General features: G+C 37.2%; 16 protein-coding genes and 2 rRNA genes (1 of these 18 cut by a window edge). 7 read left to right on the forward strand and 11 right to left on the reverse strand.

Annotated elements, in window-relative coordinates; all coding sequences use genetic code 11:
* Both LVD15_RS09185 and rrf read left to right on the forward strand, forming a co-directional pair.
* A 23S ribosomal RNA gene (locus LVD15_RS09185) occupies nt 1-705 on the forward strand; it begins 2,177 nt to the left of the window's first position.
* A gap of 79 nt (nt 706-784) precedes the next feature.
* Nucleotides 785-896: ribosomal RNA gene (gene rrf / locus LVD15_RS09190) — 5S ribosomal RNA — on the forward strand.
* 121 nt (nt 897-1,017) lie between these two features.
* Here rrf and LVD15_RS09195 read toward each other — a convergent pair.
* From LVD15_RS09195 to LVD15_RS09215, 5 genes are all read right to left on the reverse strand, one after another.
* On the reverse strand, nt 1,018-2,277 hold the full coding sequence (locus tag LVD15_RS09195; protein ID WP_233779990.1) for a M16 family metallopeptidase: 1,260 nt from the start codon (nt 2,275-2,277) through the stop codon (nt 1,018-1,020).
* Between the two features lie 3 nt (nt 2,278-2,280).
* Nucleotides 2,281-3,462 carry a type IX secretion system outer membrane channel protein PorV gene (gene porV, locus LVD15_RS09200; RefSeq protein ID WP_233779991.1) on the reverse strand — a complete coding sequence of 394 codons (1,182 nt, stop codon included), beginning with the start codon at nt 3,460-3,462 and terminating at the stop codon, nt 2,281-2,283.
* A 26-nt stretch (nt 3,463-3,488) separates the two neighbouring features.
* Entirely contained in the window at nt 3,489-6,917 is a 3,429-nt protein-coding gene (porU, locus tag LVD15_RS09205; RefSeq protein ID WP_233779992.1) for a type IX secretion system sortase PorU, read from the reverse strand.
* Between the two features lie 67 nt (nt 6,918-6,984).
* On the reverse strand, nt 6,985-7,671 hold the full coding sequence (gene pssA, locus LVD15_RS09210; RefSeq protein ID WP_233779993.1) for a CDP-diacylglycerol--serine O-phosphatidyltransferase: 687 nt from the start codon (nt 7,669-7,671) through the stop codon (nt 6,985-6,987).
* 4 nt (nt 7,672-7,675) lie between these two features.
* Nucleotides 7,676-8,326 (reverse strand): MBL fold metallo-hydrolase, encoded by a 651-nt coding sequence (locus LVD15_RS09215; protein ID WP_233779994.1) that lies wholly within the window; start codon nt 8,324-8,326, stop codon nt 7,676-7,678.
* Nucleotides 8,327-8,404: 78 nt separating this feature from the next.
* Between LVD15_RS09215 and LVD15_RS09220 the strand changes: the two genes are divergently transcribed.
* Genes LVD15_RS09220 through LVD15_RS09230 form a run of 3 tightly spaced genes read left to right on the forward strand, consistent with a single transcriptional unit; the run spans nt 8,405 to nt 13,718 of the window.
* Nucleotides 8,405-9,460: an NAD(P)/FAD-dependent oxidoreductase gene (locus LVD15_RS09220; protein WP_233779995.1), complete on the forward strand. Its 1,056-nt coding sequence runs from the start codon at nt 8,405-8,407 to the stop codon at nt 9,458-9,460.
* A gap of 19 nt (nt 9,461-9,479) precedes the next feature.
* Nucleotides 9,480-12,800 carry a translocation protein TolB gene (locus LVD15_RS09225; protein WP_233779996.1) on the forward strand — a complete coding sequence of 1,107 codons (3,321 nt, stop codon included), beginning with the start codon at nt 9,480-9,482 and terminating at the stop codon, nt 12,798-12,800.
* A 39-nt stretch (nt 12,801-12,839) separates the two neighbouring features.
* Nucleotides 12,840-13,718, forward strand: a complete 879-nt coding sequence (locus tag LVD15_RS09230) for a YicC/YloC family endoribonuclease (protein WP_233779997.1) — start codon at nt 12,840-12,842, stop codon at nt 13,716-13,718.
* Here the strand turns inward: LVD15_RS09230 and LVD15_RS09235 are convergent.
* Nucleotides 13,713-14,999, reverse strand: coding sequence for a UDP-N-acetylmuramoyl-tripeptide--D-alanyl-D-alanine ligase (locus tag LVD15_RS09235; protein WP_233779998.1), 1,287 nt, complete (start codon nt 14,997-14,999; stop codon nt 13,713-13,715). The two genes, LVD15_RS09230 and LVD15_RS09235, sit on opposite strands and share 6 nt — an antisense overlap.
* Nucleotides 15,000-15,134: 135 nt before the next feature.
* Between LVD15_RS09235 and LVD15_RS09240 the strand changes: the two genes are divergently transcribed.
* Both LVD15_RS09240 and LVD15_RS09245 read left to right on the forward strand, forming a co-directional pair.
* A complete protein-coding gene (locus LVD15_RS09240; RefSeq protein ID WP_233779999.1) occupies nt 15,135-17,333 on the forward strand; it encodes a T9SS type A sorting domain-containing protein in 2,199 nt (732 codons plus the stop codon).
* Entirely contained in the window at nt 17,330-17,701 is a 372-nt protein-coding gene (locus LVD15_RS09245; protein ID WP_233780000.1) for a hypothetical protein, read from the forward strand. The genes LVD15_RS09240 and LVD15_RS09245 overlap by 4 nt, the downstream gene beginning before the upstream one ends.
* Nucleotides 17,702-17,705: 4 nt before the next feature.
* Here the strand turns inward: LVD15_RS09245 and LVD15_RS09250 are convergent, their stop codons facing one another.
* The 5 genes from LVD15_RS09250 to LVD15_RS09270 are packed head-to-tail and all read right to left on the reverse strand — an operon-like array spanning nt 17,706 to nt 21,388.
* Nucleotides 17,706-18,494 carry an amidohydrolase gene (locus LVD15_RS09250; protein WP_233780001.1) on the reverse strand — a complete coding sequence of 263 codons (789 nt, stop codon included), beginning with the start codon at nt 18,492-18,494 and terminating at the stop codon, nt 17,706-17,708.
* Nucleotides 18,482-19,630, reverse strand: a complete 1,149-nt coding sequence (locus tag LVD15_RS09255; RefSeq protein WP_233780002.1) for a methionine aminotransferase — start codon at nt 19,628-19,630, stop codon at nt 18,482-18,484. The genes LVD15_RS09250 and LVD15_RS09255 overlap by 13 nt, the downstream gene beginning before the upstream one ends.
* The gene (gene def / locus LVD15_RS09260) at nt 19,630-20,184 is read right to left on the reverse strand and encodes a peptide deformylase (protein WP_233780003.1); all 555 of its coding nucleotides are present in this window, start codon (nt 20,182-20,184) and stop codon (nt 19,630-19,632) included. Before def ends, LVD15_RS09255 begins: the two co-directional genes overlap by 1 nt.
* 40 nt (nt 20,185-20,224) lie before the next feature.
* Complete coding sequence (gene ruvX, locus LVD15_RS09265) at nt 20,225-20,644, reverse strand: Holliday junction resolvase RuvX (protein ID WP_233780004.1); 420 nt, start codon at nt 20,642-20,644, stop codon at nt 20,225-20,227.
* Nucleotides 20,645-21,388 (reverse strand): iron-sulfur cluster repair di-iron protein, encoded by a 744-nt coding sequence (locus LVD15_RS09270; RefSeq protein WP_233780005.1) that lies wholly within the window; start codon nt 21,386-21,388, stop codon nt 20,645-20,647.
* Between the last annotated feature and the right edge of the window lie 8 nt (nt 21,389-21,396).

A 21,396-nucleotide genomic window follows, 5' to 3' on the forward strand; every position in this document is an offset into this window, starting at 1 on the left:
AATACCACCCTTTATTTACGTGATGCCTAATCTGTATACAGAGACAGTGTTTGGTGGGTAGTTTGACTGGGGTGGTCGCCTCCAAAAGAGTAACGGAGGCTTTCAAAGGTTCCCTCAGCACGCTTGGTAACCGTGCGCAGAGCGCAATAGCATAAGGGAGCTTGACTGTGAGACCAACAAGTCGATCAGGGTCGAAAGACGGATATAGTGATCCGGTGGTTCCGTATGGAAGGGCCATCGCTCAAAGGATAAAAGGTACTCTGGGGATAACAGGCTGATCTCCCCCAAGAGCTCACATCGACGGGGAGGTTTGGCACCTCGATGTCGGCTCGTCACATCCTGGGGCTGGAGAAGGTCCCAAGGGTTGGGCTGTTCGCCCATTAAAGTGGCACGCGAGCTGGGTTCAGAACGTCGTGAGACAGTTCGGTCCCTATCTGTTGTGGGCGTAAGAAATTTGCGAGGATCTGTCCTTAGTACGAGAGGACCGGGATGGACTAACCTCTGGTGTACCGGTTGTGGTGTCAGCTGCACTGCCGGGTAGCTATGTTGGGAAGGGATAAGCGCTGAAAGCATCTAAGCGCGAAACCCACCTCAAGATGAGATTTCTTTATAAGGGACGTTATAGACGATAACGTTGATAGGCTGCAGGTGTAAAGTCAGAAATGACATAGCTGAGCAGTACTAATTACCCGTAAGCTTTCTCTAGGGCCATAGGCCTTTACCGAGAAAAAGTTGTAGTTCATAATTCTTTCATAATATACATGTCAAAAAGTATTTAAGACTTTATGGTGACTCTAGCGTAGGTGTCCACCTCTTCCCATTCCGAACAGAGAAGTTAAGCCCTACAGCGCCAATGGTACTGCAATAACATGTGGGAGAGTAGGTCGTTGCCAGACTTTATCAAAACCCTTAACTCATTTAGTTAAGGGTTTTTTTATGCCTCAGAGGTAAAACTCGCATATAATAAAAAAAGCATGTACCTGATATGCTTTCTCTAGTTATAATAATTTGTTTTGATTAGCCCACTGTAACCGCTGTCATATCTTCAAAAGATAGATAGTCATTGGCGGTGTTTAGAATAGTATAAGGATCTATAGATTGTATAGTGGTGATGTAATTAGTATAGAATGAGTAATCAAGGTCATGCAAATGGATATTTTTGAATTTACTCATAAGAGAAAATGGGGTACTAATGCCTGACTGAAAAGAACCAATTAAATGATTTTTCACCGCGTCCAATTCTGAAGTGCTGATAGGTTCTTGCTGTAATTTTGAAATTTCTTTTTTTATCTGTGTAAGTGTGTCTTCTAGACTTTCTTTTATAATATCAGCACCGATTACCAGATATGAATCATATTGGAAGTTAACCAAGCTACTATAGATTCCATAAGTATATCCTTTATCTTCTCTAATGTTTTTCATTAATCTAGACCCAAAGTATCCGCCTAGGATGTGATTGGTGATTAGTAACTTACTGTAATCTGGATGTGACTTGGAAATGATAGGTTTTCCTATTCTTATTGATGTTTGTGAAGAGTTCTCTTTATTATCGTTGATTTGTTGGGCCTTATAGTCAAGTGTAAATTGGCTATTTTTTGAGATTTCTGTAGTTACAGGCATTGAAGAGAACGTCTTAACAATATGATCTAAATACGGCTCTACAGCACCAGATACTAAAATTTCGAAATTACTTAAATTTGATTTGAAAAATCCTTTAAGATCTTGACTAGAAACGTTAAGAATATCAGATTCTGTAATAACCTTACCGTATGGGTGTTTGTCTCCGAAAAGAGCATTACGAAAGGTTTTACTGGCTATTACACTATTTTTTTTGTTTTGGGTTTTAAGGTTTTGAATTTGAATACGCTTTAGCGTTTCTAATTCATCTTCAGGAAAGCTCGGTGCAGTGAGGATATCATGAACTAGAGGTAACAAGCTTTCTATATGCTTATTTAAGCAAAGAAGGCTAATAGAAGGCACATCAAAGGAGGGGTTTATATCTAAAAACGCTCCATATTGAGCCAAAGTATCAGCTACTTGTTTGCTATTATATTTGGCTGTACCTTCTTTTAAAAGTTGAAGGCATAACATTGATATACCGGGCTTGGCTTCATAATAATTGCCGCCATAAGGGAACAGGAACTCAAGCTTAATAACTGGCTGGGTTCCTGCATTTATATAATATGTATCGGTCTTACCTGCTGTAGCTTTTTTGACCTGTTGTAGGTCTACAGTTGCAATATTTTGTATTGGTGGTGGTAATGTTCTATTAAGCATATATTAATTAACGACGGACTCCTGATCTTTTGTTCCCTTGTCAAAATTAAATAGGAGAGTAAATCTTAAGGTTTCAGCTAATGGGTGTTCTTGTTCTGAAGGTACTAAATAGGCAAAGTCAATTCCGAATACTTGATAACGGAATCCTAAACCTAAGGTGAGGTATTTTCTGTTTCCTTTATTTTCAGACTCATAGAAGTATCCAACTCTGGCCGCAAATGTTTTATTATACCAGTATTCTACACCTGCAGAAACTGTAACTTCTTGCATTTCTTCACTGAATCCATCTTCAGCATCAGAAAATGATCCGAAGATACCGCTAAGCAAAGTTTTGTCTGAGGCACTACTATCTGCTTGTGGACTAGGTACTAATAGTTTGTTAAAATCCAGCGCAAATGTTAGGGAATTATATGGATTAAAGTTAGTAGTAAATGCAGTTCCTAATCTTAAGTTAGTAGGTATAAAGTCTCTGTTATCTTCATCAGAGTATGTAAGTTTTGAACCTATGTTAGATATAACTGCTGCAAGAGCAAGGTTAGAGTTGCTTCCACTAAGTAGTAAGTCTTTATTATAATACATTGACAAGTCTGCTGCCACACTGCTTCCTGGTTGAGCACTGGCGCTACCAGAAGTATAACTACCTGTAAGGTTAGAGTGTATAAATCTACCAGCCACACCTATACTAAGGTTTTGAGTAAGTTTTCTTGAGTAAGCTGCATCAATGGCGAATTCTCTTGGGTTAAAATTACCTTCATCTCCTCCTGTTTCGTTAGTGAAGTATATTTCACCTAAGTCAAAATACTTCATAGATAACGCTACAGCTTGTTCATTTGAAAGTTTATAGTAGCCAGAAAGATAGGATATAGACATGTCATTGATGATCTTACCTAACCATGGTGTATATGATACTGAAAAGCCTATGTCATTCTCTATGTAAACTAGTTTTGCGGGGTTCCAATAAACGGAGTTGGCATCAGCAGATGTGGCGGAACCAACATCTCCCATACCTCCTGCACGTGCATCGGGTGTAATGGTTAGAAAAGGAACAGCAGTGGTTATAACTCTTCGGTCTGAGTCAGCACCAGTTAGGTCGCTGGGGTCTGTTACCTGAGCATACAATGCCGTCGGAAAGCTATTCAAAGCCATAATAATAGCCCCTAGGAATATGGTTGATATATATTTCATAAAATAGTGATATTAAACAAATATAATTAATTAAAAAGAATAAGCTTTTGGAATGTATGATTTTTAGCCCCGTCTACGTTTGAACGAACGGATACCTTGTATATGTATATCCCAGCTTCTGTTTTTTTGCCCAATGTATTATTTACATCCCATTCGTACAAATTAATTTTACCTGGAGCATCTATAAATTCAAAACCTAGTTTAAGTAAACTTTCTCCTGATATACTAATAATTTCTAGTTCCACCTGCAAATCATCACCGGCACGATTATGCTCGAAACTTATGAGTGTTTTATCCATAAATGGGTTAGGATAATTTCGTAAATGACTGATAGCTAATGAGCCTGAAGCACTAACCTCGAACTGGATAGTTTTTTCAGTACTGTTATTATGAGTGTCCCACGCTTTAATGGTAAGAGTATGCAGGCCTTCACTCAAATTGCTAAGCGGATATCTTAACCATCCTTCCTGGTAAGTATTTTTTGTAGCTTTATAATAGTCATTAACTATTTCAGGAGCCTGATTATCTAGTTGTACTGTTAGGCTGTTATTTGCATTATAATTGGAAATATTAATGCCACTTTCATCTTTTAGATTAGCTACCAACAGCGTATTTGTATTAACAGGCATTCTTCCTGAGTAAGTAGAGTCTCCGAAAAATATATTTATTTCCGGACCAGTATTATCATTAGGGTAAGCATCTGCAGATCCACCGACTATTACGTTGATATCAGCACCATTGCCATCACTATCTCTGGATGAATTTACAGCATACAGACTAATTTTCCCCTTTTCTAATTGGTAAGAGATGTTTTTTGGTACAACGAATTCTGCATCAAACAAGCCTGAGGTAATGCTTACGTCACCTCTGAAAAGCGTATTTTCTCTGGCTTTGTAATTATATACGAGGCCATTGTCCTCATCGCCCAGAGTGGTTAAAATAGCTTCTTTATCAAAAACTGTAATTTCTAAGTCTCCGCTAAAATTAGAATCAGTACTGCCGTTAGCTTGAAGAACTTTACCGGTTATAGCTATTTTATCTAATGCACTCAGCGTATCAGTAGATTGAGAACCTGAAATAGATTCTATAATAATATTTTTTTCAGGGTAGTTGAGCTTAAGTGCCGGATCTCCAAGCAATATGAAATTTCGGTTACCTACCTGATTTTGATCTACGGCATTATCAGCGCTGTTATTTTTTGTGATACGAATAATATCACCTAACCGCAGGTAATGATCATCAGCCTTAGAGAATACGGTGTTATAAAAGGCTTGATTGAGTTCAAAGTTAGATGAAGCATAAACTGGTCTGCAAGTGCTTATAATAGCTATTCCACCTTTGTTTGCACTGTTGAGGATTACTTCACCACCGGATCTGATGGCACTGATATCATCATGGCGGCCAAACTCACAGGTAGCTGTAACAAATAATGGTAGCTTATTTTGATTATCCCAATTCTCTATTTGTGGTATATCCAGAATGTTTTCCTGAGCCCATACATTTTTGCCCCCATGCCCAGTGTAATTCATAATAAGCGTCCCTGTTTCAATACTTGCATTTATAGCCTCGACCATATCAGGTGATTTGATAGAAGGTGCGGAAGCATCTTGTCGGTATGCATCAAGGAATAACTTCTTATAGTTGAAGGCGGAATAAGAGGTGTCGATAAGAACACTTAGTTGATTACTTTGATCAATATGTAAGTTGTTATCTCCATCATCAGCTACCAGAGAAACGGTGTTTCGCCAGGGGCCATAAGTTTGAGGTGTGGAATAGTGAATAATTTTATTTACTACATTCTGTGCTTCTTCGGCACTAGCCGCAGGAATGCGTCCTACACCTATTTCTAATGAATGATTGCCTCCAGCAATTTCTTCCCACTCACCTTCTTCATCTTCCATAAAACCAAAATAATCATCAGAACAGTAGGTTTGTAATGGGTGTAATGAATTTCTCGATTCATAAGTAGGTACGAAATTGGAGTTATTATTATTGATATCTTTATAATCAAAGGACCCTTTACCAAATAGAAGTACGTATTTTAAGGAATGGTTTTGATCGTATAAATATTTTATGAAATCTCTTATGGCTGTGATGTCTTGCTTGCCACTACCAAATTCATTGTATACCTGATTGGTAGTTACTACAGCACTGGAAATACCATCATTACTATCATGATATGAGGCTAGTTGTAAGGCCTGACTTTGGAAATTTTCATGCGAAATAATCAATAGCTCAGGAACACCGATTCCATGGATATTTTGATTGTCAATTTTTTCTACTGATTCTGGAGAAGGTATTTGAGTAGGATCAAAAACTACAAACTCTTTATTGATGCTGGTATTGCTCCCAAATGAAATGGTGCTATTATTCAATTCAATACTTTGTAAGTCTGGCGCAGTAGGATTGCTAATATCAAACACAAGGCAATTATTTGTGCAATTATTTATCACATAGGAGGATACTGCATCAGATGTATTAGCAAAAGACCTAAAAGTGAGTTGATTACCTGCTAAAGAGATTCTTCTATTAGCTTCTATAATTACTTCTTTTAAGTAGCCTATTGATCTTCCACTATTATTGCCATTATAAGAAATATTTAATGATAAGGCGTTAACTGATGAACTAGTGGTAGTGGAATAGGTAGAGGTATTTTCTAATCCTTTTACACTATATCTATAAGGGTTGTTTTGACTCGGATTTAAGAAGTTTGGAACACTATTTACATTTTGAGTGCCCAATTGACTTCCGTTGATACTTAAAGTAAAACTGCTTTGCGCGAAAGATTGAGCCATTACAGTAGAGGTGACCTGAATAGTGCTATTGGCTGTAATATTGGGCATCTCCACGTCAATTTGTTCGTTAATAACCCGAGAATACCAGGCTCTGCCAGAGCGCAATAGGTTTTCTTCTTCTTGCTTGTAATAGGCAAAATCTTTGAAAGCAGTGATTTGATTATGGTTTAAACCCAAATTGTCTATCTCCTCTACTCTGGCTCCATTTTGAGTGCCAATAGTCAGGTAGTAATAATTGACATTGCTGTAGAGGTTCCTTTCATAAGTAATTTCGCCGTCATCTGAGTAACTGTACTTATCGGGGCCTTGAGCATAAAAAATAATATAGTCATCAGTATTAAAATTGCCATCATCTTCACCTCTTACATATATGCTATTCATAATAAGGTCAGCAGCACGGCTGGCATTATTTGCTTGAGGTAACATGCCGCCCCCATTTCCATAGATAGCTAATTTTCTAGGATCTATGTCATCAGCAGGTATACCTAACGAATTGAGGTAATCATAATCTATTTTATAAACGCCATCATGAAGTATTTCAAGTTTATACCATTCTCCATTACTTAAGACAGAGTTGATTTTCTGACCATAAGAATAATTATTTGGAAAAACTGTAAAACCAGAAATTACAATAAGAATTACCTTAAAAGCTTTAGGCATTATAAAATGACATTTGTCTTAACAAACAAGATAACTAAGTTTAACGTTTCTTATAACGCTATGGTATTTAAAGTACGGCTTTTGTTATGTTTTTAATTAATGACAATACAATATAGGCCACTATTATAAAAGGAATAGCGAAAATCTTCAGCATCAAAATCAGTATAACGCTAACTACTAGGAGCAAAATTTGAAAAATATTCTCTTTCCAGTTCATGGATTTTAGTTTTAGAGAAAATAATTCTACCGGGGCTACCAGTAACAAAGAAAAGACTACTGTAATAGTAATCAGTATATTAAAGTTGATCAGTTCTCTATATTCTGAGCTGGTAACAAAGGCTATACTTGAGATAAACAAGGCGTTTGCTGGTGTAGGTAATCCTATAAATACAGACTGTTGCCTATCATCAATATTGAATTTGGCTAACCTAAGAGCAGAAAACACAGCTATAAGAAAGGCTGCAAAAGGCATAACAAAGTGAACTGTGTATGATGACAAAAGCTCATACATAATTAAACCAGGTAATACTCCGAATGTCACCATATCAGCCAGTGAATCCAGTTCTTTACCGATTGGAGAGCTTACTTTGAGCAAGCGAGCCACAAAGCCGTCAAGGAAGTCAAAGATGAGAGCCGCCCAGATCATATAAGTAGCAAAGATCAGCTCACCATTAGCAGCGAGTGTAATACCTACACAACCACAAGCCAGATTGCTGGCTGTAAGCGTATTAGGAATGTGTTTTTTAATATTCAATCTATTAATTTTTTAAAGCGCAAAAAGGATTACTTTTTTTCTCTATTTCAGTAGAAGTAGGTCCTCCGTGACCTGAGTATACCGTGTAATCAGTATCCCACTTAAATAGCTTGTTGTGGATACTAGATATTAAGGTGTCAAAATCACCACCGGGTAAGTCCGTTCTGCCAATACTACCCTGAAATAACACATCACCACTGATGCATAATTTATGTTCATGATTAACAAAAGCAATATGACCGGGAGCATGACCAGGTACAAACAACACCTCAAATGTATGTTTTCCTATCTCAATAGTATCCCCTTCTTCTAAATATTCATCGGCTTCGCTAGGGTTAAACTGCGTGAAACCATAAGAAGGAGCATAAACTTCTACTGATTTAAGAGTAGGCACATCAGCCTTGTGAATATATAAATTTACATTAAAAGTATCCTTTATAAATTGATTGCCCAGCACATGATCTATGTGGCAGTGGGTGTTTAAAAGCTTATTTACCTTAATGTTATTATTGTTTACAAAATCAATCAGCTCGTTTCTTTCATAATCTTCATAGCAACCCGGATCTATAATGACTCCATCTAAAGTTTCATCATCATAAACCACATAGGTGTTTTCCATAAATGGATTAAATACAAAAGACTGAATCTGTATCATATTATAATTAAGTTTGTCGTATCAAATTTTGTTTTAGACTTTTCAAAAATAAGTCATTTAATTAAATCATTGTGATCAATGGCTGTAATATATGATTATCTTATAATAGGACAAGGGCTGGCAGGATCTGCATTGGCCTATCATCTTCTGGAATTAAACAAAAAAATACTGGTTATAGATGAGAATAGAGAAAATACTTCATCAAAAGTAGCAGGTGGGTTATATAATCCTGTTACTGGCAGAAAGATGGTGAAGACATGGAAAGCAGACTCGCTGTTTCCATTTATGCAAGAGTTTTATAAAAACATTGAAAAATTACTTGAAACGGAGTTTTTACATGAAACACCCATTTACAGACCTTTCATTTCTATGGAGGAGCAGAACGAATGGATGGGGAAAAGTGCTACACCTGAGTATAGCCGTTTTATTAAGAAAGTTCATCAGGGGAACTTGTATGATTTCAGCAAAGATAAATTTGGTGGTGTAGAGCTCAATTATTCAGGATACCTGTCCGTATCCAAATATCTGGAAGCCTACCAAGCCTACCTGAAAGAGAAAGATTCATTTATAGAAGGCAGGTTTGTTTATGATGATTTGAAAGTAGAGACTGATGAAGTGAGCTATAAAGATATCAGGAGTAAGAAAATTATTTTTTGTGATGGACTTGGCTCCCAGGAAGGATCCTATTTTTCATGGCTTCCTTTCAGGCCTGTGAAAGGAGAGGTGATACAAATTGATGCAGATATTGAACTTTCACACATCTTAAATCGAGGAGTTTTCGTAGTTAAAAAAGGTGATCATTTCTATGAAGTAGGGTCTAACTATGATAATCAGAATTTGAACTGGGAACCTACCCAAAAAGCCAGGGAAGAGATTTTAGGTAAGATGGCAGATATATCTGATTTTTCTTATGAAGTTACTCATCAGAAAGCGGGTATAAGACCAGCCACAGCAGATAGAAGGCCTATTATAGGAATGCATCCTGAGCATGAAACTATTGGGATATTTAATGGGTTAGGAACAAAAGGAGTTTCCTTAGCTCCATTTTTTGCCCATCAGTTTGTTCAATACCTGGAAGCTGATAAAGAACTCATGCCAGAGGTCAATATTAGTCGGTATTTTTCGTTATATTAGGATTCTTGTCGAGTTATAAATGATAGTATTTAAAAAGTTTATTCCAATTCTTGGTTTCTTCTTATGTGTATCTGTGGGTGTATTGGCCCAGGATGCTTCTGAGAAGTTTGGTAGAAATCGCTTACAGTACGAACAGTTTGAATGGAAGTTTTTAAGTTCAGACAACTTTGATATTTATTTCTACAAAGGAGGCGATAATATTGCCAAAGAAGTAACAGAATATCTGGAAGATGAATTTGAGAAGGTAACAGATCTTATTGGATACCCTCCGTATTCTAAAACTAAAATATTTCTTTATAACTCGGTTTCTGATCTACAGCAAAGTAACGTAGGTGTAGATGACAAGACCATAAGCCCCAGTGGACAGACCACTTTCATTAAATCTAGCATAGAAGTAGCCAATCCTGGTAATATAGAAGAGCTCAAAGAGAAGCTACTTTATAAAGTAAGTAGTCTCATGGTTAATGAGATGATGTTTGGCGGAAGCCTAAAAGATATGTTTCAGAGCTCAGTATTACTAAACCTGCCCGAATGGTTTATTGACGGAGCGGCACTATATGTAGCCAAAGGATGGAGCATAGAAATGGATGATTATGCCAGAGAGCTGATGAAGACTAAAAAGCCACAAAAGCTTAATCGACTTACAGGCAAAGAAGCGGCACTTGCTGGTCAGTCTGTTTGGAATTACATAGCTCAAAAATACGGCAAAAGTAATATCTCAAACATTCTTAACTATACACGGATTATCAGAAATGAAGAGCGAAGTATAGGCATAACCCTGGGTAGGTCTTTTGAAAGAGTACTGCAAGAGTGGCAGGAGTTTTATACAGATATAGATAAACAGGTGGCTCAAAACTATCAGGACGCTAATAATGAGCGTATTATTATAGATAGAAAAAACCGAAAAGGCATTGTTTACAGTCATGTGAAGCTAAGCCCCGATGGAACCAAAATAGCCTACACCACTAATAACCGAGGTAAATACGAAGTACGAATACGTGATGTAGAAGGAAAAAGAAGTGACAAAGTGCTTGATGGTGGTTATAAAGTAATAGATCAGGAAGTGAACTATGAAATGCCACTTATAGATTGGGTAGATGAAAATACATTAGGCATAGTAAGGGCGAAAAAAGGACAGTATTATTTTGTGCTTTATGATGTAGCCTCAAAAAGTAAGCTGCAAAGGCCCTTAAGGAAGTTTGATAATATAAAAAGTATGGACTTCTCAGATAATGGTCGGCTTTGGGTAGCTAGTGCTACCATTGATGGTGTTAATGATTTATACCTAATGACCACGAAAAGAGATAGGGTGAAGCGACTTATGCATGATATTTATGATGACATGAACCCTTATTTTCTGCCTGGCACTAATATCATTGCTTTTAGCTCTAACCGAATTTCTGATACCCTCAATGTAGATACTAAAGACTTTGCTAAGGTTACGGATAACTATAATATATTTTATTATAACCTTGATACTACAGATAACATAGTAAAACGCGTTACCAACACCATCAGCTCAGATGTGAACCCCATAGCAGTGAATTCAGATAAGATTTATTACCTGAGCGATCAAAAAGGAATAGTGAACATCTTTAGTTATAGTGTAAGTACGGGCATATATACTCAGGTGACTAACTTCTCCAAGAGTATTAAAGACTTCGATATTAATTTTGAAAACAACGCCTTGATTTTCACCATGCTGGAAGGTGAAAATGACTATATCTATTACTATCCTGACTTTGATTATAACCAACAGACTTTTACGCCACTAACCGTAAGGCAGCAATTGGAGCAAGTAAAAGCCTTCAAAAACAGAAAAAACAAGGAGAGCAAAGAGGCACTTACTGTAAAGGAAATTGTAGAAAAGAGGCTGGCTGAAGCCAAAGAAGAAATGGTAATGCCAGTAGATACAGTAACTACACCTCCTACAGATAGTATACCAACAGACAGTGTAACCATAGAGCCTATAGTGCAAGATGAAGATATTATTGATACTGATAATTATTCATTTGATTCTGATGTGGTAGATAACGCCACGGAAGATGAAAATGACGTAGTAAACACCAGTAACTATACCTTTGATAATGATGTGGTGGAAGAAGAGCAAAATGATTCCTTCCTGGCTCAATACCGAAAATTAAGAACGGAAAAGAAAATAGCCGGTCCTTTCCCTTATGATAATCGTTTTAGTGCAGATAATGTAGTTACTTCATTGGTGATCCATCCATTGATGGGCTTTGGCATTAGGCTGGAAACAGGCATGACAGATATGCTGGAAAACCACAAATTTAATGGTGGTATCATGACTAACTTTGATTTACGTAGTGGTGAAATATTCGCTCAATATCAATATCTAAAGCATTTTGTAGATTACAAGGTACGTTATGATCGTAGTGTATATTTCTTTGATGATGTGTTTCATAAATTTGTGAACAACACATTTCAGGTAGGAGCTTCTATTCCTATTAGTACCAGAGCAAGATTGAGCTTAGAGCCTTTCTATACTCAGGTGAAATCATTAGACCTTAATAATATTACCAGCAGCCGGGCACCTAATTCTATCTTAGACCCTATTACTGATAATTATGGTGGAGCCAATGTGGAGTTTGTTTATGATAACTCAATTATTAATGGCATGAACCTCATTGAAGGATCTAGAGCTAAGCTGAAACTCGTGCATTATGAAGGGTTAGATGATAAAGAACTTTCATTTACCAACCTTACAGCTGATGTAAGACACTATCAGAAAATATATAAAGAGATCGTTTTGGCTACCCGCGTATTTTATGGCCGCTCTTTTGGTAATAGCCCTAAGCAATTCCTTTTGGGAGGTATGGATAACTGGATCCTGTTCGATGAAAATACATCAGGAGACAATAATCCGTTGGACTTCACCAGTGAAAGATATAATACTGATGTTATTTTTGCTCAGTATGCTACTAACCTGCGTGGCTTTGATTATGCCACATTGGTGGGAGAGAATACTTTAGTTTTTAATGGAGAACTGAGGTTGCCGCTGATAAGAGCTTTATCTAATAAACCTATTTCCTCTAACTTCTTTAGAAATTTACAGTTTATAGGCTTTTTTGATATAGGTTCTGCCTGGACAGGTCGCTCTCCTTTTCATGAAGATAACAGCGTAAGCACAGAGACTATAACTGAAGGTAACTTTACAATATCATTGAAAAATTACCGTAATCCTTGGTTGTATAGCTATGGTGCAGGCTTACGTACCATGTTACTGGGGTACTATGTAAAAGCTGACCTGGCATGGCCGGTTGAAGATTACAACGTAGGCTCACCTCAGATTATGTTTACATTAGGATACGACTTTTAAGTCATTTAAATTTGCCCAAGTTTTAATTAAAGACACATTATGCTCATATCCATGACAGGTTATGGTGCGTCATCATATTCTGATGATAACCTTAGTATTAATATAGAAGTAAAGACCCTTAATTCTAAATTTTTGGATCTGAACTTTCGTTTACCAAAATCATTTTCAGAGAAGGAAATTGAAATAAGAAATATAGTATCAGAAAAGCTGATAAGGGGAAAAGTGATGCTTAACATTGACTATGTTAATGAAAAAGATGCTACCCTTAAGCAAAGATATAATGAAGAGCTTTTTGCCAGATATTATGATAGCTTACGTAAGCTGGCTGATAATGTAAATGCCTCTGATTCAGAGTTGTTTAAAATAGCTTTGAGTGCACCAGACGTGATCATTAATGACCTGAAGGAAGAAATTTCAGATCAGGAGTGGGATAGGTTACGTTCACTGATAGTAGAAGCTATAGAGCAGTGCGATGGTTTCAGGAAAAGAGAAGGTGCTGAGCTACAGAAGAAATTAGAAAGCTATGTAAGTACTATAGGTGAGCACTTAGAGGCTGTGGCAGAACTTGATCCTGCCCGTGTGGAGAGAATCAGAACAAGAATAAAAAACAATCTCTATAAATTTGTAGAAGAAGAAAACCTGGATAAAAACAGGTTAGAGCAAGAGCTGGTTTATTATATAGAGAAATTAGACATTACTGAAGAGAAAGTAAGGCTTAAGAGTCATCTTGATCATTTCAGTGAGGTGCTTAATGATGATAGCTCCATGGGTAAAAAACTGGGATTTATTTCTCAGGAAATGGGTCGAGAAATCAATACTATTGGCTCCAAGGCTAATGATGCTGATATTCAAAAGCATGTAGTGACCATGAAAGAAGAGCTTGAAAAAATAAAGGAACAGGTGTTGAATATTTTATAAATATTCAACCACTGCTTCTAATCCTAAACTGCGCGAGGCTTTTACAAGAATAACAGAATCAGAGAATTCTTTTTCTTGCAAGGCTTCAATCAGTTCTTTTCTACTAGTGAAATAATGAGCTTCTGGTACATGTTTAAGTGCCGGTTTTATCAATTCACCACATAGATATATCTCGGAGAAATGCCTTTCTGATAAGGTGGAGCCTAATTTCTCGTGCTCCAAATCACTTTCAGGTCCTAGCTCTTTCATATCTCCCAAGATGATTACTTTATCTGGGCTTTGCATTAAAGAAAGGTTTTCAATAGCTGAAGCCATGGAGCTGGGGTTGGCATTATAGGCATCTAATATTATGGTGTTAGAGCCCTTTTTTATAACCTGAGAACGGTTGTTGCTCGGGGAATATTCGCATACAGCAGTGTTGGCAGTATTTTCTTCTACCTTAAAAAACTTGCCTATACATAGTGCTACGGCTATATTTTCGAAATTATATTTACCTATCAGCTGAGTGGTTAGCTCTTCATTATTTTCGGCAATAAGGCTAACAAAAGGAGAAGCCTCTTTAAATTCACAATGGTAATAATCTCCCTCTGCAGGATAGAAGAGCGGAGCTTCAAACCTTTTTGACATGTTTTTCAAAATCTCATTATTAGAGTTTATCCACACAGTACCATTGGTTTTTATTAAGAAATGGTAAAGTTCACTTTTGGCTCTTATCACCCCTTCAAAACCACCAAAACCTTCTAAGTGAGCCTTGCCTATATTAGTTATTAATCCATGAGTAGGTCTGGCTATTTCACAAAGAGCCGCTATTTCTCCAATATGATTGGCTCCCATTTCTATTATAGCTATTTCATGAGAGCTATTTATATTTAGTAAAGTGAGCGGAACACCGATGTGGTTGTTAAGATTACCAGCCGTAGCCAAAGTTTTATATTTTCTGGAAAGTACTGCATTGATCAGCTCCTTGGTAGTAGTTTTTCCATTAGAGCCGGTGAGCCCAATTACCGGAATATTGAGTTGTGAACGGTGATGTGAGGCCAGATCCTGCAGGGTTTTGAGTGTGTCTTCCACTACTACATACCTTTCATCAGCCTTATAGTCATTATTGTCTATTACTGCAAGAGAAGCACCTTTAGCCAAAGCATCAGCAGCGAACTTATTGGCATCAAAATTTTCTCCTTTAAGTGCGAAAAATACATCTCCTTCCTGTATTTTTCTAGTGTCGGTAGAAACGCGGCCACTTTTTAAATAGACATTATATATTGCTTCTAATTCTTCCATGGATACAAACTTAATATTACTAAGTTATGGGAAAAACTATTAATTAGAACTTATGCTAACTATTTCCATTTCTATGGCGCTATTCAAACCTTATTTTGAAGTTGTACGTTACCAAATGTAATTACTTACTTATACATGAGATTCTTTTTAACCCTAGCCTGCAGCCTGTTTTTTTCCTTGGTATGTAAATCACAATACGCTTATCAGATAGTTAATGATGTTGAAATAAGTGGCCTTTCTATGCCGTGGGCAGGAGGAATAAACTCAGCTCAATACAGTAATATAGACCTGGATGGTGATGGACAGCAAGATCTGGTGGTTTTTGATCGTACCGGGAATAAAGTCAATACATTTATTTATAAAGAGGGCCATTTTGTCTATGAGCCGGAGTACGCCTATTACTTCCCGGAAAATCTAAACAGGTGGCTATTATTGAAAGACTTTAACTGTGATGGCAAACCTGATATTTTTACTGGTGATGCTCTGGGCATGAGGGTGTATATTAATACTACTCAAGAGGGTGAGCACCTAAGCTGGAGATTATTTAACAGTCGCGAACCACAGCCATCTCCATTACTGTCACAAGGTTTTTCTTCTGCTGTTAACCTACAAGTAAATACTTCTGATTTGCCTGCCATAATAGATGTTGATGGAGATGGAGATCTTGATATCCTTGTGTTTAGGCCTAGTGCTAACTCTACCATAGAATATCATAGAAATATGAGTATGGAGAATGATGGCAATTGTGATTCATTACAAATGGAACGTATTACTCAAACATGGGGCGGAGTAAGAGAGTGTAGTTGCGGTGTGTTTGCCTTTGGTGGAGATGATTGTGGCGTTAGTGGAGGTAGGGAAGAGCACCAGGGGGGTAAGGCCATGTTTTTATATGATAGAGACGGAGATGGAGACCTTGATCTGGTAATGTCAGAAGAGACATGTAATGGCACTTATTATTTTGAAAACAAGGGTAATTCTGAAGAAGCCTATTTTGAAGAAGCGCAAACTAATTTCCCTAATGATGATGATCCTGCCTGGTTCTATATTTTCCCTTCGGCACATCATGCAGATGTAGATATGGATGGGCTTGATGATATTATGGTTTCGTCTAACCATTCTTCTAATACCACAGGAGGAATAGATTTTAGTGCATCTAGCTGGTATTATAAAAATACAGGCACTGGCTATTCGCTTATCCAAAAGGATTTTTTGCAGGATCAGATGATAGACCTCGGAGAAAATGCAAACCCAGCTTTTATAGATGAAGATGGAGACGGTGATTTAGATATGATAGTTGGCCAGTTTATTGATAACACACAAGGGTTTTTAACCGCCTCACTTAAGTTGTATGAAAATGTAGGAACCCTATCTGAGCCTGCTTTTGAGCTTAAAGATGAAGACTATCTGGATTTATCACAGCAAGGGCTATTTAATTTCAAACCCAAGATTTATGATGTAAATGGTGATGGTAATCCTGATTTGGTAATCAGTGCAACAGATATTTTTAATTCTACTACCAGCATTTATTATATGCTCAATCAAAGTAGTAGCTCGTTTGAGGGTACGGGAAATTTAGTACCATTTTTTAGCTTGAGTATACCAGGAGACAATTATGAGAATTATGAAATAGCCGATATTGATCAGGATGGCCGCTTTGATATTTTAGTGGGGAGGTTAACCGGGAGGGTAGAGTATTATCGAAATTTGGGCAATTGGTCTAACCCATCTTTTGCCATACAAACCAATACTTTTTATAACTTGGATTACAGCACTTCAAGAATAAACCCTTCCATAGAAATAGCGGATCTTAATGCTGATGGAAATGATGAATTGATCATAGGTGATCAGAGAGGAACATTAACTATTTTCGACAATTTTAGAGATCATTTAGATGATCCTGAGCCAGGGATTACCGATTTTATGAGACCTAGAGATGAAGAGTACCTTACTACTTTTACCTTTGGAAGCAAGACTTTTCCTACAGTCGTTAATTTATTTAATGAAGATCATCCTGCCATAGTAATAGGCACCGGCCAGGGCGGGGTAAATATTTTGCAAAGTACTGAAGCCGTAGAAGGAAGAGAGAATTTAAGTGATTTAGATATCTACCCTAACCCTGTAATTAAATCAGAAAGAACCACAGTGAGTATAAGCTCCCGGTACAGTGGTGAAGCCGTGATATTAAATACATTAGGACAAGCGGTTTCAGGAAGATTCTCCTTACGAGCCAATGTGCCTGGTACTGTTTCCATAAAAAATCTGGCAGAAGGTATTTACATAGTTTATGTAAACGGATCGAAAAGCATTAGTCAAAAATTCATAGTTGTAGATTGAGGTTATTACTTTATATAAAAATAGCGGAAGATCGCTTTCACTTTGAAAAGGTTAACTTTCTAGGGGTAAAGGAAGCGAATGTATTTGATGTTGATAATTATTCTGATGCCTTAAGCGTTGACTTGGCACTGAAGGCAATGAAATTATCGGAGAAGCTCTTAGTGTATATTGAAGTAAAAGAGGAGATAGATGTAAAAAGTCTATTTAAAATTTTCCAATATCTTTCAAGACCACAGCAGCCTGTAACCATAGTTTATTCCGGTATTAAGCATCATTTAGTAAGCAGTCTTTTGCGGGCAGTAAAAGGAGAAGTCTTTATTCAGGAAAATCAAGAACTCCAGCAAGCCATCAGTTGGCTGGAGAATTAATTAGTTAGTTTATAGAGAATTTATCGGCATCCAACTGAGCTGGAAATTTCTCTCTAAAGCGTAGCAGTTCTTCTCCATTAAGGCTGGTAGTGTAAATTGCTTCATCATCTAAGCGGTGATAAAGTTTCTCTCCTTTCGGGGAAATAATAGCTGAGCTACCATTATAGCTGATGCCTTTACCATCTTCTCCTGTTCTGTTTACACCTATGGTATAGCATAAATTTTCTATAGCTCGCGCTTGTAGCAAGGCATCCCAGGCAGACACTCTGGCTTGTGGCCAGTTAGCTACATATATGGCCAGATCATATTCAAATTCTCCTTCGGCACTTATATTTCGGCTAAAAACAGGGAAGCGAAGGTCATAACAAACTAAGGGACAAATGCGCCAACCTTTAAGAGAAACCACCAGTCTTTTGCTGCCTGCTGAATAGTGGTCATGCTCATTGGCCATTCTGAAAAGGTGCCTTTTATCATACGTTTGGTATTCTCCTGATGGCGTCATCCAAATAAGTCGATTGTAATAATTGTTATTTTCTTTCACTATGTAGCTTCCGCAAATACAAGCTTTAGTCTGCTCTGCCATTTGACGCATCCATCGGAAGGTGGTGAAATTCATCGGTTCAGCCAGCTTTTCCGCTTCCATACTAAAGCCTGTAGTAAACATCTCAGGCAGTACTATCAAGTCCGTACTTTCTTCTATTTGCCATATTTTCTCTTCAAACATGGCGAGATTAGCACTAGTATTTTGCCAGTGGAGGCTGGATTGAATGATGGATACCTTTAAATCTTGCATAGTATTTCAGTAGCTTTTGAAAGAGTAGATTCATTTTTTGCAAAACAAAATCTCAGTACTTTATGATCAGTTTTAGATTGATTAAAAACAGAAATAGGGATTGACGCAACTTTATGTTCCTTAGTTAGCCATTCCGCCATAGCTACATCGCCTAGCTCAGAGATACCATTATAAGATAACAGTTGAAAATAGGTGCCTTTAGAAGGTAAAGGTTTGAACCTTGATTTTTTTATGCCTTCTAAAAATACATCTCTTTTCTCCTGATAAAAGTTAGATATGGAGTTGTAGTGACTTTCATCTTCAAGAAAATCGGCCAATGCCATTTGAGTAGCAGTATTTACGCTGAAAGTAACATACTGATGTATTTTCCTTATTTCTTTGGTAATATATTCTGGTGCTATGATGTAACCCACCTTCCAGCCCGTGGCATGGAAGGTTTTTCCAAAGGAGAAAACGGCCATACTCTTTTTAGCTAATTCAGGATATTGCATCACCGTTTTATGGTTATTGCCATCAAAGGTAATGTGCTCATAGACTTCATCGCTCAGCACAAATAGCTGCTTATGCTTTTTACTTAAGCTTTCCAGCTCTTTTAAGTCCTCACTAATTAATACCGTTCCCGAAGGGTTATGAGGGGAGTTGATTATAATCAGACGAGTTTTGCTGGTGATGGTTTCTGCTAACTGTTGCCAATTAATAGAAAAGTCAGGCCAATTTAACTCCAAGTGAATAGGCTTACCACCACTTAAGGTAATAGCAGGGGCGTAGCTATCATATGCAGGGTCAAACACAATGACTTCATCTCCAGGTTGTACTACCGCTTGTATGGCTACAAACAGAGCTTCTGTGGCTCCGGCGGTCACTGTAACTTCTGTTTCTGGGTTGATGGTAAGCTGATATTGATTGTGAAAGAGATCTGCAATTCTTTGTCGCAGCGATGGAGCACCTGGCATAGGAGCATATTGGTTATGCCCTTGCTGCATATGATAATTAACCAGCTCAATGAGTTCAGGAGAAACCGGAAAATCAGGAAAGCCCTGTGAAAGATTAATGGCGCCATTATCATGCGCCATTTTAGACATTATGCTAAATATTGTAGTGCCTACTTCCGGTAGTTTAGATACCAAAGATGACATTAGCGCTTAGCAGGTATTGCTACACGATAATCCACTTTCATTTTTCCTTTAGTAATGTTTTGAAGCTTACCTTTTAGCATTCTTTTTTTCAATGGAGAAAGGTAGTCTGTGAATAATATGCCTTCTATGTGGTCATACTCATGTTGAATGATGCGAGCTTTCATACCGTCAAACTCATCTTCGTGCTCTACCCAGTTTTCATCAAAGTATTTTATTTTGATTTTGGCATTTCTGCTAACTTCTTCTCTGATGTTAGGTATACTCAGGCATCCTTCTTCAAAAGGCCATTCATCACCGGTTTCTTCAATCATTTGAGGGTTAATAAATACTTTTTTAAACCCTTCCATATCTTCATCTTCAATAGGAGTGCCGTCTACTACAAACATGCGAATGCTTTTACCTATCTGTGGAGCGGCTATCCCGATACCACTAGCGGCATTCATTGTTTCGAACATGTCTTCGCTTAGCGTTTTTACATCTATTTCTCCCTGCTTAATATCTTCTGCTTTTTTCTTTAATACCGGGTCCCCATAAACCACTATAGGATAAATCATATCTTTCTGTTTGTTTTGAATGGCAAAATTAAGGATTATTTTAAAAAGAAGGCGAGCTATCCAGATAGGATTGTAATATCAAAGCGGCACTCACCTTATCAATATTACCTTTTTCTCTCCTGTCCTTTTTTTTCATACCTCCGGAAAGCAGGCTATCTGTAGCTATTTTGCTGGTAAACCGTTCATCTACCTCATGAATAGGTGTAGTACTAAAGTTTTTCTGAAGCTTCTCTATGAATTTTTTAACATGGCTGGTAGCATCTGTATCTTCATTCTGCAGATTTTTAGGCATGCCAATCACAAATTTTTCCACCTCTTCATTACTACAGTAATCTTTTAAAAAGGGAATAATTTCCTTAGTAGGCACAGTAGTTAAAGGAGATGCAATAATTTTTAAAGGATCAGTGGCGGCAAGCCCAACGCGCTTGGTGCCAAAATCAATAGCTATAATTCTGCCCACTTAGTTAAATCCTACCTTTTGAGAAAATTTCTTTTTGGCTTCTTTTTCTAACATCAGTGCTTTAGGGAAAAGTATTTCATTTTCTACTCTAGCATGGGTGATTAGACTTTTCTCAAGTTCTTTAAGCTCCTCATAGATAACCTTTACATGAATAGGTGTTTTTTCATCCATATGGTAGCCATCCGTAATTTTACGAATGCCCAGCATTTCATCATCATGCTCTTCATGCTCTATAGCATAGCGCTGAAGGGAGCTTTTTTCCATAAGGTAGTACACGTGCGAAATGTTGCCCTTGCCATCATTAATAAACTTATCCAATGTTTTGATGTAATAAAAAAGCGTATCTTCTTCTTCATAGATATGATGAATAAAATCTTCTACGAATAAAGGGAAGACGAATTTTAAGTCTTTTTCTATTACATTATAGTCCTTATGATCAGCATTAAAACCTTTTATGATTTGTGCTATATAAGGTAGTTTTTGCTTAATGAATAAGTAATGGGCATGTTGCAAGTATGTGATTATTAAATCAACAGGGTATTGATTTAATAATAAAGGCGCTTCTTCTCTGGTCTTTACAGATTCCAGTTTTTTAGTTACGGTCTGTACGTCTAGTCCTCTCTCTGTGCACGCTTGCTCTAGTGTCTTTTCAGAATAATCATAGAACTTGATTCCAAAATAGTAGAGCACTGATGCGTACACATAGTTATCATCTACTAGATCGTTTATTTTTCTTTGATTCAAGATAAATT

The organism is Fulvivirga maritima (genome assembly GCF_021389955.1).
GTDB classification, from domain to species: Bacteria; Bacteroidota; Bacteroidia; order Cytophagales; family Cyclobacteriaceae; genus Fulvivirga; species Fulvivirga maritima.

Bases quoted from the DNA above. Each gene is read 5' to 3' on its own strand.
- LVD15_RS09195 (WP_233779990.1), bottom strand. From the start codon at position 2,277: ATGCTTAATAGAACATTACCACCACCAATACAAAATATTGCAACTGTA.
- porV (WP_233779991.1), bottom strand. From the start codon at position 3,462: ATGAAATATATATCAACCATATTCCTAGGGGCTATTATTATGGCTTTG.
- porU (WP_233779992.1), bottom strand. From the start codon at position 6,917: ATGCCTAAAGCTTTTAAGGTAATTCTTATTGTAATTTCTGGTTTTACA.
- LVD15_RS09215 (WP_233779994.1), bottom strand. From the start codon at position 8,326: ATGATACAGATTCAGTCTTTTGTATTTAATCCATTTATGGAAAACACC.
- LVD15_RS09220 (WP_233779995.1), top strand. From the start codon at position 8,405: ATGGCTGTAATATATGATTATCTTATAATAGGACAAGGGCTGGCAGGA.
- LVD15_RS09225 (WP_233779996.1), top strand. From the start codon at position 9,480: ATGATAGTATTTAAAAAGTTTATTCCAATTCTTGGTTTCTTCTTATGT.
- LVD15_RS09230 (WP_233779997.1), top strand. From the start codon at position 12,840: ATGCTCATATCCATGACAGGTTATGGTGCGTCATCATATTCTGATGAT.
- LVD15_RS09235 (WP_233779998.1), bottom strand. From the start codon at position 14,999: ATGGAAGAATTAGAAGCAATATATAATGTCTATTTAAAAAGTGGCCGC.
- LVD15_RS09240 (WP_233779999.1), top strand. From the start codon at position 15,135: ATGAGATTCTTTTTAACCCTAGCCTGCAGCCTGTTTTTTTCCTTGGTA.
- LVD15_RS09250 (WP_233780001.1), bottom strand. From the start codon at position 18,494: ATGCAAGATTTAAAGGTATCCATCATTCAATCCAGCCTCCACTGGCAA.
- LVD15_RS09255 (WP_233780002.1), bottom strand. From the start codon at position 19,630: ATGTCATCTTTGGTATCTAAACTACCGGAAGTAGGCACTACAATATTT.
- def (WP_233780003.1), bottom strand. From the start codon at position 20,184: ATGATTTATCCTATAGTGGTTTATGGGGACCCGGTATTAAAGAAAAAA.